Here is a 14,488-nt window from a genome sequence, read left to right as displayed (position 1 = left end):
ACAGAGATTGGGGCTTAGTGACGTCTCACGACGGTTTCGACAGTGTCGTGTTCGAACCGAAGAATCCCCCTCGGACCAGCGGATTCGTCTTCTGGAACGCCGAGGGGAGCGAGCCGGGTGGCGCCACCGGGGAGGTGACGGTCGCCCTGCCGGAGATCCGGTCGGTGCCGTGTGTCCGGCTCTCGATGGCCGAGGCGCTCCCCGCGCTGCTGCGGCGCCGGGACAGTGAAGATCCCTCGGCGCGTTTCTGGGGCACGGCCACCGCGGCGGCCTTGAAGCTCGCCGAGGCCGGCAGGCTGCTTCCCGGCCTCACCGACTCCGATGTGGACGCCTGGCGCGCGGGCCCGCTGGAACCCGCCGACGCCGCGTGGCTGCGCGAGTTGTCCGAGGCGATGCCCGCGCGGGCCCGGGCGATCCCGGACGGAAATCTGCTGCCCGCGAGGTATCCGCTGCTGCGCGCGTTCCTCGACGCGGTGGCCGACACCTTGCCCAGGACGCCCGCGTCCGCGCAGGCGACCGGCGTCAAGGCCTTCACCGCCCCGGCCGCCCATCACGTCCCGCAGCTGCGGGACTGGGCCGCCGAGGTCGCGGCCGGGCTGGATTCCGGTGTCCGGGTCTCACTGCGGGTCGAAGCGTCCGGAGACGACTTCGTGAGTGGCCGCTTCAGCGGAGTCGTCCAGGTGCACAGCCTGTCCGACCCGGGCGTCCTGATCGACGCCGCCGCGTTGTGGTCGGGAGACGACCGGCTCGGCCCCAGGGCCCGTATCGACGTGATGCTGGCGCTGCGCCGTGCCGCGCAGCTGTGGCCGGCGCTCGCGCCGCTGCTCAGCGCCGCTGTCCCGGACGAGGTCGGGCTCAGCGACACCGACATCACCGAACTGCTCACCACCGCCGCACCGCTCCTGGCCACGGCGGGGATCGACGTGCACTGGCCCGCCGGCCTCGCCCGCGACCTGAGCGCGAAGGCCGTCGTGGGCGGCGGTGACGCGCCACCGGGTGACCTCCCGTCCTTCTTCGCCGGCGGCAGCCTGCTGCAGTTCGACTGGCAGCTCGCCCTCGGCGACACCCCGCTCACCACGGCCGAGATGGACGCGCTCGCCGAGGCACACCGGCCGGTGGTGCGGCTGCGGGACCAGTGGGTACTCGTGGACCCGGCGCTGGCGGCGAAGGCGCGGGATCGCGCGCTCAAACCCCTGACCCCGATCGACGCGCTCGGCGCCGCCCTGAGCGGCACGGCCGAGGTCGACGGCGAACGCGTCGACGTCCTCACCGACGGCTGGCTCACCGCCCTGCGGGAACGGCTGCTGGCGCCGCCCGAACCGCAGGCACCGCCGCGGGGCCTCGCCGCGACCCTGCGCGACTACCAGCTGCGCGGCCTGCAGTGGCTCACCGCCATGACCTCGATCGGTCTCGGCGGCTGTCTCGCCGACGACATGGGTCTCGGCAAGACGATCACCCTGATCTCGCTTCACCTGCACCGCGGCGAAACCGCGCCGGGCCCGACGCTGGTCGTCTGCCCGGCGTCCCTGCTGGGCAACTGGGAACGGGAGATCACCCGGTTCGCCCCCGGAGTGGCCGTGCGGCGATTCCACGGCACCGAGCGGTCACTCGAAGGACTCGACGACGGCTTCGTGCTCACGACCTACGGCACGCTGCGGGTCGATCCGGACGCGCTGGCGACCGTCCACTGGGGACTGCTGGTCGCCGACGAGGCGCAGCACATCAAGAACCACCGCTCCTGGACGGCGAAGGCGTTGCGGACGCTGACGTCGTCGGCGCGGGTGGCGCTGACGGGCACACCGGTGGAGAACAACCTCGGCGAGCTGTGGGCGATCCTCGACTGGACCACTCCCGGCCTGCTCGGCTCGATGGCCGACTTCCGCCGGGTGTGGGCGAAACCGGTCGAGTCCGGAAACGACCCCGAAGCAGCGGATCGGCTCTCCCGGCTGGTCCGCCCGTTCCTGTTGCGGCGCCGCAAGGCCGATCCGGGGATCGCACCCGAACTGCCCGCCAAGACCGAGACCGACCGGCCGGTGACGCTGACCGCGGAGCAGGCGGCACTGTACGAGGCGACGGTGCGGGAGCTGATGGCCGACATCGCCGGGAGCGACGGCATCGCGCGCCGCGGCCGGATCGTCAAGCTGCTCACCGGGCTCAAGCAGATCTGCAACCACCCCGCGCAGTACCTCAAGGAACCGGCGGAGTCGGTACTGGACGGCCGGTCCGGCAAGCTCGAACTGCTCGACGAGCTCCTCGGCACGATCCTGGCCGAGGACGGCGCGGCGCTGGTGTTCACCCAGTACGTCGCCATGGCACGGCTGCTGGAACGCCACCTCGCGCAGCGGGGGATCGCCACTCAGCTGTTGCACGGCGGCACGCCGGTCCCGAAGCGCGAGGAACTCGTATGCCGGTTCCAGGCCGGTGAGGTTCCGGTGTTCCTGCTCTCGCTCAAGGCGGCCGGTACCGGGCTCAACCTCACCCGCGCCGACCACGTCGTGCACTACGACCGCTGGTGGAACCCGGCGGTGGAGGACCAGGCGACCGACCGCGCCTACCGGATCGGGCAGACCCGCCCGGTCCAGGTGCACCGGCTCATCGCGGAGGGCACGGTCGAGGACCGCATCGCCGCGATGCTGCGGGAGAAGCGCGCACTCGCCGACGCGGTGCTCGCCGGTGGCGGCGAGGCCGCGCTCACCGAACTGACCGACACGGAACTGGCCGAACTGGTCGAGCTGAGGAGCCGCCGATGAGCACGCCAGACGATCGCGTCCGCGGATTCCCCGCCTTCGGGCCGCAGGGCGGCCACGGCCAGTTCGCCCGCTCGTGGTGGGGCCGCGCGTGGATCAACGCGATGGAAGACACCGCGCTGGACCTGCGACAGCTCAAACAGGGCCGCAAGTACGCCGCGGCGGGCCGGGTCGGGCCGATCACGGTCAGCCCCGGCCGGATCGCCGCCGTGGTCGACGACCAGGAAGGCCAATACCGCACCGAGGTCCGGCTCGCGGAACTGACCGGAACCGAATGGGACCGGTTCCTCGACCGGGTCGCCTCCCGCGCCGGGCACCTCGCCGCGCTCCTGGACCGGGACATGCCGCACGATCTCATCGAGGCCGCCGACGACGCCGGGGTGCACCTGCTGCCCGGTATCGGCGACCTCGACCCGGACTGCGACTGCCCCGGCTGGGAACTGCCGTGCCGCCACGCCGCGGCGCTGTCGTTCCAGGCCTCGTGGCTGCTCGACGCCGACCCCTTCGTGCTGTTGCTGATGCGTGGCAAGGGGGAGCGGGAACTCCTCGACGAGCTGCAGCGGCGCAACGCACCGCGGTTCGTGCGCACCGGAGACGACGGCACCCCGGCCGAGCAGGCCTACGCCGACGAGCCCGGGCCACTGCCGGACCTGGACGGGTTCACCCCCACCGGCGGGCCGACCGTGCCCGGCGCACCCGGTATCCCGGCGGAGACCTTCGCCCTGTTGAGCGGCAACGCGAGCTATCAGGCGGGCGCCCTGCTGGCCGCGCGGCCGAAGCTCACCAAGAAGCAGGACGCCGTCCGCCTCGTCGCGAGCCACCCGGAGACCACCGAGCGGCTGCGACCGGCCGAGCGCGGTGAGGACTTCGACCGCGCGGTGCTCGCGTGGCGGCACGGCGGCCGCCCCGGACTCGAGGTCCTGGAGACGTCGTGGACGCCGCCGTCGCAGGCGATCGGCCGGGCGAGGGTCGCCCTGGCCGAGGTGATGGACGATCCCGGGCAGAGCCTGGACGTCGAACGCAACCATTGCACCGTCCACGGAACCGGGGTTCAGGTGCGGCTGGGCAAGGACGGGCTCTGGTATCCCTACCGGGATCAGTGGCCCGCCGGGTCGCCCGAAGCCGATCCTGGAGTGCTGTTCGCCGCGCTGCTCGGCTGAGCCCTCACCACCGCACCGATCACCACTGCCGTCCTCGCCGCAGCTCATCCAGCTGTGGCGAGGACAGGTGCAGGATCCGGTACCGGACCTCGTCCGACTTCGGCGCCTCGTCACGCCACAGGCTGTAGCGCACCACCTGCCAGCTCCGCGGATCGACCGCCAGCGCGCCGGAATGCGCGCCCTCCTGCCGCACGTGCTCGCGGAGGCCGTCGAGCGCCTCGCCCAGGAACGCGACCGGGTCGGCCTCGGCGGGGATCTGCTCGACATGTTTTCCCGCCGCCACGGGGGGAATGCCGTACGCCGGTCCGTCCTCGAAGCCGAGCACGGTCCAGTGCTGCACGGCGGGCCGCCCGAACGAATCGATGATGCCGGTGAACGGGCCGCCCCACAGGAAGGTGTTCATCCCGGCCTCGTCGTGCCAGAGATAGAACGGCGAGTACTGGTTCAGTGTCGAGCCGTCGACTCCGCGTTCGCGGATCCCGAACACCTTCAGCCCGAGCCCGGCGAAGTCGTCGACCAGGTGCCCGCGCGTGGCGACGCGCTCGCGGATGATGCCCATGTCGTAGTCGGCGGGGAGCGTGATCTCGTACTGCATCGCGTGCATGCCGTACATACTAGTAGGTACAGGCAGTGGACAGGGAGGTCCGATCCGAACTCGCCGGTGGGAACTTCACCGTCCCCGGCGGAGTACGTTATTTCTTGCTGAGCCTGATGATTCCTTCACCGTCCTGCACCGCGAGGATGACGATCAGCTGCCGGTTGATCTGGTGGGCCATCCCCGCCGGCCCCGACACCGCCTCGCCCATCCCGCCCGACGCGGGGGCCAGGCCCACCTTCCCCGCCTGCACCGCCACCGAGAGCGGCCCCGCGCCGCCGTCGTTGGGCACCTGATCACCGGTTCTCACCAGGACCTCGCACGTGCCGTCGGCGCAGGCTCTCAGGTTCCGCCCGTCCGCCGCGACGAACGGGGCACCGGACGGCGCCGCCGCCTCGGCCATCGGCACGGTCCCCGCGGCCGGTTTCGTGCTCGCTTGAGCGAAGATCGGCGTCGGTTCCGCCGTCGCACAACCGGCGGCGAACAGTGCCACGGGAATCACAAGCAGGAGTCTTCGGCGACATGCCGCAGGATCGACCATGACCGACGAACGTAGCCGACGCGCGACCCCGTGGATGCGCCCGAATTCCGCAATCCTGCCGCCATTCGCAGTGCCCGGGCGCCGTCCGGCCGGAGGAACCGACCGGACCGCAGCGCCACGTGGTCAGGTGGGCACTGTGTGTCGAAGTGAGGGCGTCTGTTCGCAACCAGGACGAAGGCGTGACTCGCGTGATCAGGCACGGAACTCACGTGACTGGATGCCGCACTCGCATGTACGGCGTCTGATCACGCGAGATGCGTCTCTGATCACGCGAGTGCGGGCCGTGCCACCCGGGTCACGACCACAGCGTTGCCTCACTCGCCAGGAACTCAGACCTTCGCGCGGGCGATGATCGCGCGAGTGTCCACACCGGACGGGAGCGTCCCGAACGCGACACCCCAGTCGCCGCCCAGCCGCGACGCACAGAACGCGTCGGCCACCGCCGGCGTGCCGTGCCGCACCAGCAGTGAACCCTGCAGGACCAACGCCATCGACTCCACGAGCCGCCGGGCCCGGTACTCGATGTCCGACAGGTCGGACAGTTCCTTACGCAACCGGCCCACCGCGTCGTCCAGCCGCGCGTCCCCACCGGCGGCCTGCTCGACCTCCGCGAAATACGCCGCCACCGACTCCGGCTGCTTGGCCATCGCCCTGAGAGCGTCCAGCGCGGCGACGTTGCCCGAACCCTCCCAGATCGACATCAGGGGAGCCTCACGGTAAAGCCGCGGCATCCCCGACTCCTCGACGTACCCGTTGCCACCCAGGCACTCCAGCGCCTCCACCGCGTGCGACGGACCGCGCTTGCACACCCAGTACTTCGTCACCGCCAGCCCCAGCCGCCGGAACGCCTGCTCCTGCTCGTCACCGACCCGGTCGGTCGCCGCGGCCAGCCGCATCCCCACCGTCGTGGCCGCCTCGGACTCCACCACGAGATCCGCCAGCACGTTACCCATCAGCGGCTGATCCACCAGGTGCGCACCGAACGCCTGCCGGTTCCGCGCGTGGTGGATCGCCCGCACAGCGCCGTACCGCATCCCCGCCGCGCTCCCGACCGCGCAGTCCAGCCGGGTGTTGTTCACCATCTCGATGATGGTCCGGACCCCACGACCCTCCTCGCCGACCAGCCAGCCGATCGCGTCGTCGTACTCGATCTCCGACGACGCGTTCGACCGGTTGCCCAGCTTGTCCTTGAGCCGCTGCAGCCGGATCCCGTTGAGTGAACCGTCCGGCAGCACACGGGGGAGCAGGAAACAGGAGAGCCCGCCCGGCGCCTGCGCCAGCGTCAGGAACATGTCCGACATCGGCGCCGAGGTGAACCACTTGTGCCCGACGATCACATGGCTGCCGTCACCCAGCGGCCGCGCCGTCGTCGTGTTCGCCCGGACGTCCGACCCGCCCTGCTTCTCCGTCATCGACATCCCGGCGATCAGCCCGCGTTTCGTGCTCGGCTCACGGAGCCCGAAGTCGTACTCCGTCGACGCCAGCAGTGGCTCGTACCGCTCGGAAAGCTCGGCGTTGAACCGCAGTGCCGGAACCGCCGCGTACGTCATCGAAATCGGGCACGTGTGCCCGGCGTCGACCTGGCCCCAGACGTACATCTTCGCCGCCCGCGCCGCATGCGCGCCCGGCCGCGAATCCCGCCACGGCGTCGCGTGCAGCCCATAGGACACCGCGACGTCCATCAACTCGTGCCAGTAAGGGTGGAACTCGACCTCGTCGATCCGGTTCCCGGCCCGGTCGTGCGTCCGCAGCACCGGCTCGTTCTCATTGGCCAGCCTGCCCCACTCCTGGGCCTGCTCACTCCCGGCCAGCCTGCCCAGGGCGTGCACCTCCGCCACCGCCCAGCCCGCGTCCGCCCGCTCGAGCGCCTCCAGCAACGCCGGATCGGCGGCGGCGTCGTACTCCGCCAACGGCGGCACCTGGTTGGTGACCTCATGAGTGGCCGGCATCGGAACCTCCCAAAGAACGCAGGACGAAAGTGCGCAGCCCGGACACCTCGTCCGCACTGCCGGTGGTCAACGGGCCGATCAGCACCTCGGCCGCGGCCCCGACGAGCGCCGCCGCGGTGACCTCGGCGTCCTGCGCGGGAAGCACCCCGGCACGGACGCCATCGGCCACGTGCTGGGCCACGACGTCACGGAAAGCACGCCGGAACACCAGACGCTCGGCCTCGATCGGCGCGTCGACAGGCTCGGCGAGCAGCGCGTACGCCATCCGCGGGGTCTTCAGCGCACGCATCGCGAAGGTGTCGAAGACGGCCACGACCCGCTCCGCCGGCGTGCCCGGCCGCTCCGACACCACGCGTACGGCCTCGACCTCACGCGTGACGACCTTCCGGAACAGCTCGACGACCAGCGCCGCCTTGGTGGGGAAGTGGCGGTACACGCTCCCGACCGCCACCCCCGCGCGCTCGGCGACCGCCGACACCGAACAGCCCGCGTAACCACGCTCGGCCAACTGCTCCATGGCTGCGGCGAGCAGGGCGTCGCGCTGGGTGTCCAAACGCTCTTGGACCTTCGGGGTACGGCGGTACGGCACTCAAGAAGTGAAGCACCGATTCACACCTTCAGTCAACGAACCCGAAGCAGATCGTCGACGGCCTTGGCGATGCCCTTCTTGTCGTAGCCGTTGACAGGCATGGTCGCCGCATGGGCATGACGGATCACCCCGTCCCGGTCGATCAGCAGGCTGCCGGACTGCTGCAGAGCACCGAACACCTTCTTCACCAGCCCGACCGCCTCATGGGGAGTACCGCGCCGACCGGTCACCACCTGGAACGGCAGAGCACGCTTCTTCCGCCAGGCCCCGGCTTCGGCCCGGCCCTCCGGCACCGCGACCAGGACGCGCACCTTCGCGGCCGCCAGATCCGCGGCACGCCCCGCGAGGTCTTTGACGTGGCCGTTGCAGACGGGGCAACCGGTCGAGCGCATGAAGTAGAGCAGCACGTTCTCCGTGCCGCGGTAGTCCGCGAGGCGGACCGCCTTCCCGGCGGTGTCTTCCAGCGCGATGTCAGGCATCGGGAATCCGGTTTCGAGCATGAGATCTCCTCGTGAGATGGGTCGGCTATCGATCACTTCGGGTCGTTCAGCAGGAGTTGGCGAACCGTCGCCCGGGCCCGATGCAGCCGGGACTTCATCGCGGGAGTGCTCAAGCCGAGCGCATCGGCGACCGCCCGGCCCGAATAGCCCTGGATGTCCCGCATGATCAGGACGCGACGCTGATCGGCGGGCAACCCGGCCACCACCTCGGCCACCCGCCCCGCCTCCAGCCGCTGCAGGACGTCGTCCTCCGCCGAAACCGCCGCATCGAGACGCGCCAGGTCATCACCACGCAACGCCCGGCGAGCCCGCCGCAGACACTCGTTGCGCACGATCCGGAACATCCACGACGCGAGCGCACCGGAAGCCCGCAGAGTGCCGATCTTGCGGTACAGGATGATCAGCGCCTCCTGCGCGGAGTCCTCCGCATCCTCCGGCGAAGCGCACAAAGAACGCGCGAAGCGCTGCACATGAGGGTGCGAACCCGACACCAGAGCAGCGATCGCGACCGCGTCCCCACCCTGCGCGGCCGCGACCAAAGCCTCCCTGGGCCAACCCGCCTCAGCCATACCCGGCCCTACCTCCTCCGACGCCGAGCGTGTCCCGGCCCTTACAAGAGTCGGCGCGTACATCAAAGGATTCACCCGATGGCATGATCGCCGGTATGACTTGGACCGCCCCTGAGGTGACCCGTCCGTCCGGCGACACCGCCGCCGACGAGCGCACCCTCCTGCCCGGCCTGCTGGCCTGGCACCGCAGCACCTTCCTCTGCAAATGCGCCGGCCTCACCGGAGAACAACTCGCCCAGGCCTCGGTCCCGCCGTCCAACCTCACCCTCCTCGGCCTCATCCGGCACCTCGCCAAGGTCGAACGCATCTGGTTCCGCCTCCGCTACTCCGCCCAGGACATCGGCCCGCTCTACGACCCCGCCCTCGGCAAGGACCATGACTTCGAAGTCCTCGACGCCACCAAAGCCGAAGAGGCCTACGCGACCCTCCTCGAGGAAATCCGCCTCGCCGACGAAGCCGCCGCCGAAGGCTCACTCGACGACACCTTCACCCACGGCGACGACACCTTCTCGCTGCGCATGACCTACGTCCACATGATCGGCGAATACGCCCGCCACAACGGACAGGCCGACCTCATCCGCGAACGCGTCGACGGCGTCACCGGCGCCTAGGAGTGACCATGAACTACGGATTCGTGGGCGCGGGGGAGATCACCGCGGCCATCGTCGAAGGCCTCAGCAAAGACGTCACCGACGCGCCGTCGATCTTCCTCTCACCGCGTAGCCGCAGCGTCGGCCAAGAACTCGCCGACCGCTTCCCGAACGTCAAAGTCTGCGCCGGCAACCAAGAAGTGCTCGACAACGCGACGTCGATCGTCCTCGCCGTCCGCCCGCCGATCGCCCAGGAAGTCCTCGCCGACCTGACCTTCCGCCCCGAGCACGTCCTGATCAGCGCCCTGGCAGGCGCCCGCCTCGCCCAGCTGCGCGAATGGGCCGCGCCCGCCGGCGACGTCGTCCGGACGATCCCGCTGCCCCCGGCCGCCCGCCGCCAGAGCCTCACCGCCATGTACCCCGACAACGCCGCCGCCCGCACCCTGTTCGACAGCATCGGCGGCACCGTCGTCCCCGACGAAGAAGAAGGCCTCAACGTCTTCAGCGCCGCGACGGCCACCTTCGCCGCCCACCTCGACTACCTCGGCACCATCGCCGCCTGGATGACCGACCAGGGCATCGAAGACACCGTCGCGACCACCTTCACCAGCCACATCTTCGGACAGCTCGGCCAGTCCCTCCTCGAACACGACGGCGCCCTCGAAACCCTCACCGGCAAGCACATGACCCCCGGCGGGCTCAACGAACAACTCCTCACCGAACTGCGCACCGAGGGCGTCCCCGACACCGTCCGGCACGCCCTCGACGGAATCCTCACCAGGCTGCGAGACCGGTGACCCCCTCGATCATCGACAGGCTCCGCGCAGCAGGCTGCGTCTTCGCCGAAGACGAAGCCCGGCTCCTCAGCGGCGAAGCACGCACACCCGCCGAGCTCGACACCATGGTCGAACGCCGGGTCGACGGCGAACCACTCGAAGTCATCCTCGGCTGGGCGGAGTTCTGCGGACTCCGTATCGTCGTCGAACCCGGCGTCTTCGTGCCACGCCAACGCTCCGAACTCCTCGTCCGCCACGCCGTCACCCTGGCCGGACCGGGAGCCACCGTCCTCGACCTCTGCTGCGGCACCGGAGCACTCGGCGCCGCCATCGCCGCCGAGCTCGGCGAAATCCGGCTCCACGCGGCCGACATCGAACCCGCCGCCGTCCGCTGCGCCCGCGCCAACGTCGCCGACGCCGGGGGAGAGGTCTACGAAGGCGACCTCTACACGCCACTTCCCGCCTCCCTGCGCGGGCACGTCGACCTCCTCATCGTCAACGCGCCCTACGTACCCACCGACGCCATCGCGATGATGCCGCCCGAAGCCCGCGACCACGAACCCCGCGTCGCACTCGACGGCGGACAGGACGGCGTCGACGTCCACCGAAGAGTCGCCGCCGAAGCACCACAATGGCTCGCACCGGGCGGGCACCTGCTGATCGAAACCGGGGAGAGCCAGGCCGCACGCACCGCGGTAGCCGTGGCGCACAACGGATTGACCCCGCAGGTGATCACCGACGACGAGCTCTACGCGACGATTGTTGTCGGTGCCAGGGGATAGGGTCCCCAGCCGTGACCGACTACCTCGACATCACCCGCACCGCCTATGACACGGTCGCGGCCGACTACGCAGACCTCCTCCGCGGCCATCTCGCCAGATCCACCTGGGACCGCGCCGTTCTCGGCGCCTACGCGGAACTCGTCCAAGCCGGCGGCGGCGGGCCCGTCGCCGAGATCGGCTGCGGACCCGGCCGCATCACCGAACACCTCCACGGCCTGGGACTCGACGTCCACGGCGTCGACCTCTCACCGGAGATGATCGCCGTCGCCCGGAAGTGGTATCCACACCTGGACTTCAGGATCGGGGAGATGCCCGGTTTGTCCATTGAGGACGGCGCACTCGCCGGCGTCGTCGCGTGGTACTCGATCATCCACACCCCACGGGAGCGGCTGCCGGAGATCTTCGCCGACTTCCACCGCATCCTGCGCCCGGGCGGGCACCTGATGCTGGCCTTCCAGGTCGGCGACGAAGTGCGCCACATCGAACACGCCTACGGGCACGACATCTCGTGTGACGCCTACCGGCTGCTGCCGGAGGCGATCGCCGGACAGCTGGGGGAGACGGGGTTCTCGATGGTGTCGGAACTCGTTCGCGAGCCATCCGAGGAGTTCGAGAGCACGCGGCAGGCCTACCTGATCGCCCGCAAACAGTAGGTCACGGACGGCGAGCCTCGATGAGCCAGGCCGCCGAGTCGTAGAACACGCCTCGGTCGGTCTGGTGCTCGGCGAGATCGGCCCGCAGCGTCTCGATGGCCTTGGTGCGCGTGCTCTCGTCCAGGTCGCTCAACCGCCCACCGTGCTGCTCGACGATGAACTCGGCCGCGTCATCGACCTCCTGACCGAAGTACATCGGCTTGTTCACCGCGGTCGACCGGACGTCGGCGTACCCGGCGGAGGTCAGCAGCCCTTCGGTTTCGAGCGGGTCGCTGAGCGCGAGGTCGAACGGCGGCATCTCACGACCGGCGGCGAAGATCGTCCGGAACGTGGTGATCCATTCGTTGAGCCGGAACGGCCGCCACGTCAGCAGTACGAGACGGCCACCCGGCCGCGTCGCCCGGGCCAGGTTGGCGAACGCGGCCAGGGGAGTACCGAAGAACATCGATCCATGCCTGCTGATCACCACATCGACGCCCGCCTCGGCGAACGGATGGACCTGGGCGTCCACCTGTTCGAAAGAGACGTTGGGGACACGTTCCTGTTCGGCGAGCCGACGAGCGAGACTGAGCATCTCACCGGACAGGTCCACGCCGAGCACGGAACCGTCAACGGCTTGTCGTGCCGCGTCCCGAGTCGTCTGGCCGGCGCCGCAACCGACGTCGAGGACGTTGTCGGCCGGTTGGATGCCGGCCGCGGCGAAGAACGTGTCACGGTAAGCGGCCACACCGTCGTCGAACCGCTGAGCGCGCTTCGTCCAGCGCGCGCCCTCCTCACCGTCCCACGCCTTCAGCATCCGCGCGTTGGACGGATCGACGCGCACAGCGGTGCTCTCGGTCATTTCGGCTACCCCAGGGTTTGATCAGTCTCAGCGGAACGCGGCGATATTACGGGCTGCCCACTCGGCGAACGAACGCGGCGCTCGGCCCAGAACCCGCTCGACGTCCGGGCTGATGCGCAACTCGGCCGGGCTCGGGGAGCTGAGGATGTCCAGGGTGTCGTCGGCGAGTTCCGCCGGCATGCTCTGGGCCATACCGGCCTTGGCCTCGTCGCGGGTGAGCTCGTGAAACCGCACCGGCGAGCCCAGCACTGCAGCGATGGCTTCCGCCTGCTGGCGCGGTGTGATCACCTCCGGACCGGTCAGTTCGTACACGCCGCCGGTGTGCCGGTCGTCCAGCAGGCAAGCCGCGGCCACGTCGGCGATGTCCGCCGGATCGATGATCGGCACCCCGGTGTCACCGAAGGGCGCGGCGACGACCTGCCGCGCGCGGACGGACTCGGCCCACCACAAGGCGTTGGAGGCGAAGCCACCCGGCCGCAAGATCGCCCAGTCCAGCCCGGAGTCCCGCAGCACGTCTTCCAGCGCGCGCATCGCGATCCGCGTCGTGCCGAAGGGCCTGGTCGCCACACCCAACGTGGAGAGCAGGACCACCCGGCGGACCCCGCTGGCCGTGGCCTTGCCGATGATGTCGGCCGGGTCGGCTCCGGCGGCGTGCAGGTCGCCCGAAAGCAGCAGGAACAACGCCTTCGCCCCGGCCAACGCGGGCTCGAGGCCGGCCGGATCGGCCAGGTCGGCCACTACATGGCGGCCGCCGTCCGGCGCCGTTGCGGCGTGCCGCGACACCGTCGTCACCTGCTCGCCGGCCTCGACCAGCGCCTGAGTCAACGGCCGGCCAACATTCCCGGTAGCCCCGGTCACTACGATCATGAACAGCTCCTTTGTCCGATGTTCTCTGTGGTCAAGACGCTAGGAGCTGGGCTAACTTTTGGTAAGGACATACCTCGGGGTAAGCTCATCACGTGGCGGAAGGCGCGCAGTTCACAGAGGCCGATACCGGGGCTCGGTATGAGGTGTTTCACACCGACTGTCCCGCGCGCGAGGTGGTCGATCACGTGACCAGCCGGTGGGGGATCTGGGTGCTGATCTCCTTGCAGAGCAACGACCTCCGGTTCTACGAGCTGCGCGAGAGCATCCAGGGCATCAGCGAGAAGATGCTCGCCCAGAGCCTGCGCGCGCTGGTCCAGGACGGTCTCGTCTGGCGGAAAGTCACGCCGACGACTCCGCCTCAGGTCACCTACGGCCTGACTGAGTTCGGCGAGGAAGTCGGCGAACCACTGGCCGAACTGTTCGGCCGGATCACACAGCGGCTGTCGCCGCGCAGTGCGGTATAGGCGGTGCGATGCCACCGGTTCTCGTGATTGTCAGCAGCCAGGCTGTCGGTCGAGTCTGCCAAGGCATGTGCACCCTCGCCATCGCCACAGTCACCCGGCGCGGTGAGCCACGCATCAGCTGGCGTCGACGGGCACCTCCTGCACGGCCGCTGGATCGTCGGCACCCACCGCCAGGCCGCTAAGCCCGTCATCTCGCGGCGCGGCCCGGCATCAGCGCGACCTTCATGCGCGGCGAGCAGCTCGGCATCTTCACGCACGGACACGCCGTTCCGCTGAACCCCGAGGGGACGAGCAGCGACGACCCGACTTGGCCGGCGATCCGCGACTACCTCGTCAACCACTACGACGGCGACAGCGATGACCCGTTCTGGGACGAGAACGTCTGGTATCAAACCGAGTAGCCAAAGTGGCGCCGGGGAGGCCTTCGCAGCCCCAGATCCCGGCTACTTGACATAATGTACATTATCGGCACTTTGGCTGACCAGGATAACGAGGCCCGAGAGGGGTCTCTGACGAGACCTGAAGGGGTCTTTCCGGCCGCGCACCACACTGCGGAAGCTCCGTTCGTCGCGTGGCACGCGCCCGCGGTCTCCCCGGGTCTTCCTGCGCCCCGAAGTCAGGCCTTCGGACCTCAGTGGCCAGAGACGCCCTCGAAGACGTGGATCAGATGACCGATCACCCATCCTTATTACGTCACAGTGACGAATCAACCCGGACGTCTGGGGTGTCGAACGCGCACAGGAAGACAGTTGCTCCGGCGAACCTCGGGGTCGGCGGATGCCTGAGCCTCGCGGCCTCGGGTTCAGCCAGGGATCGCCTGGAGTGTCATGAAAGGGTCTCGTAGGACAAAAAACGTCCTGAAAGA

General features: G+C 69.7%; 16 protein-coding genes. 8 read left to right on the top strand and 8 right to left on the bottom strand.

All coding sequences use genetic code 11. The annotated features are described in order from the left end of the window. The first annotated feature begins 17 nt into the window (after positions 1-17). Both ACLJRL_RS19365 and ACLJRL_RS19360 read left to right on the top strand, forming a co-directional pair. Complete coding sequence (locus ACLJRL_RS19365; RefSeq protein WP_410657610.1) at positions 18-2,750, top strand: DEAD/DEAH box helicase; 2,733 nt, start codon at positions 18-20, stop codon at positions 2,748-2,750. After that, a complete protein-coding gene (locus ACLJRL_RS19360; protein ID WP_410657609.1) occupies positions 2,747-3,907 on the top strand; it encodes an SWIM zinc finger family protein in 1,161 nt (386 codons plus the stop codon). Before ACLJRL_RS19365 ends, ACLJRL_RS19360 begins: the two co-directional genes overlap by 4 nt. A 19-nt stretch (positions 3,908-3,926) precedes the next feature. On the opposite strand, the gene ACLJRL_RS19355 is transcribed toward ACLJRL_RS19360, so the two are convergent. The 6 genes from ACLJRL_RS19355 to ACLJRL_RS19330 form a co-directional block, all read right to left on the bottom strand. Beyond that, positions 3,927-4,511, bottom strand: a complete 585-nt coding sequence (locus tag ACLJRL_RS19355; protein ID WP_410657608.1) for a DUF4865 family protein — start codon at positions 4,509-4,511, stop codon at positions 3,927-3,929. An 88-nt stretch (positions 4,512-4,599) separates the two neighbouring features. Then, positions 4,600-5,004, bottom strand: a complete 405-nt coding sequence (locus ACLJRL_RS19350; protein ID WP_410657607.1) for a hypothetical protein — start codon at positions 5,002-5,004, stop codon at positions 4,600-4,602. Between the two features lie 368 nt (positions 5,005-5,372). Next, a complete protein-coding gene (locus tag ACLJRL_RS19345) occupies positions 5,373-6,992 on the bottom strand; it encodes an acyl-CoA dehydrogenase family protein (protein WP_410657606.1) in 1,620 nt (539 codons plus the stop codon). After that, positions 6,976-7,581, bottom strand: coding sequence for a TetR/AcrR family transcriptional regulator (locus ACLJRL_RS19340; RefSeq protein ID WP_410657605.1), 606 nt, complete (start codon positions 7,579-7,581; stop codon positions 6,976-6,978). Before ACLJRL_RS19340 ends, ACLJRL_RS19345 begins: the two co-directional genes overlap by 17 nt. 32 nt (positions 7,582-7,613) lie before the next feature. After that, a complete protein-coding gene (locus ACLJRL_RS19335) occupies positions 7,614-8,081 on the bottom strand; it encodes a peroxiredoxin family protein (protein WP_410657604.1) in 468 nt (155 codons plus the stop codon). A gap of 32 nt (positions 8,082-8,113) precedes the next feature. Further along, complete coding sequence (locus ACLJRL_RS19330) at positions 8,114-8,650, bottom strand: RNA polymerase sigma factor (protein WP_410657603.1); 537 nt, start codon at positions 8,648-8,650, stop codon at positions 8,114-8,116. A 95-nt stretch (positions 8,651-8,745) separates the two neighbouring features. Between ACLJRL_RS19330 and ACLJRL_RS19325 the strand changes: the two genes are divergently transcribed. The 4 genes from ACLJRL_RS19325 to ACLJRL_RS19310 are packed head-to-tail and all read left to right on the top strand — an operon-like array spanning position 8,746 to position 11,451. Then, positions 8,746-9,261 carry a DinB family protein gene (locus ACLJRL_RS19325; RefSeq protein ID WP_410657602.1) on the top strand — a complete coding sequence of 172 codons (516 nt, stop codon included), beginning with the start codon at positions 8,746-8,748 and terminating at the stop codon, positions 9,259-9,261. An 8-nt stretch (positions 9,262-9,269) separates the two neighbouring features. Further along, a complete protein-coding gene (locus tag ACLJRL_RS19320) occupies positions 9,270-10,037 on the top strand; it encodes an NAD(P)-binding domain-containing protein (RefSeq protein WP_410657601.1) in 768 nt (255 codons plus the stop codon). Continuing rightward, positions 10,034-10,798, top strand: coding sequence for a putative protein N(5)-glutamine methyltransferase (locus ACLJRL_RS19315; protein ID WP_410657600.1), 765 nt, complete (start codon positions 10,034-10,036; stop codon positions 10,796-10,798). The genes ACLJRL_RS19320 and ACLJRL_RS19315 overlap by 4 nt, the downstream gene beginning before the upstream one ends. A gap of 11 nt (positions 10,799-10,809) precedes the next feature. Continuing rightward, positions 10,810-11,451 (top strand): class I SAM-dependent DNA methyltransferase, encoded by a 642-nt coding sequence (locus tag ACLJRL_RS19310; protein ID WP_410657599.1) that lies wholly within the window; start codon positions 10,810-10,812, stop codon positions 11,449-11,451. 1 nt (position 11,452) lies between these two features. Here the strand turns inward: ACLJRL_RS19310 and ACLJRL_RS19305 are convergent, their stop codons facing one another. Both ACLJRL_RS19305 and ACLJRL_RS19300 read right to left on the bottom strand, forming a co-directional pair. Continuing rightward, a complete protein-coding gene (locus ACLJRL_RS19305) occupies positions 11,453-12,292 on the bottom strand; it encodes a class I SAM-dependent methyltransferase (protein WP_410657598.1) in 840 nt (279 codons plus the stop codon). A 27-nt stretch (positions 12,293-12,319) separates the two neighbouring features. Next, positions 12,320-13,159, bottom strand: a complete 840-nt coding sequence (locus ACLJRL_RS19300) for an SDR family oxidoreductase (protein WP_410657597.1) — start codon at positions 13,157-13,159, stop codon at positions 12,320-12,322. Between the two features lie 185 nt (positions 13,160-13,344). On the opposite strand from ACLJRL_RS19300, the gene ACLJRL_RS19295 reads away from it, so the two are divergent. Continuing rightward, the gene (locus ACLJRL_RS19295; RefSeq protein ID WP_410657596.1) at positions 13,345-13,623 is read left to right on the top strand and encodes a winged helix-turn-helix transcriptional regulator; all 279 of its coding nucleotides are present in this window, start codon (positions 13,345-13,347) and stop codon (positions 13,621-13,623) included. Between the two features lie 224 nt (positions 13,624-13,847). Then, positions 13,848-14,024, top strand: a complete 177-nt coding sequence (locus ACLJRL_RS19290; protein ID WP_410657595.1) for a hypothetical protein — start codon at positions 13,848-13,850, stop codon at positions 14,022-14,024. Positions 14,025-14,488 lie beyond the last annotated feature (464 nt).

This window comes from Amycolatopsis sp. lyj-112 (assembly GCF_046549055.1).
Lineage (GTDB): Bacteria > Actinomycetota > Actinomycetes > Mycobacteriales > Pseudonocardiaceae > Amycolatopsis.
Note: the sequence above shows the minus strand (reverse complement) of the source record. Positions and strands in the feature narration are given on the sequence as shown.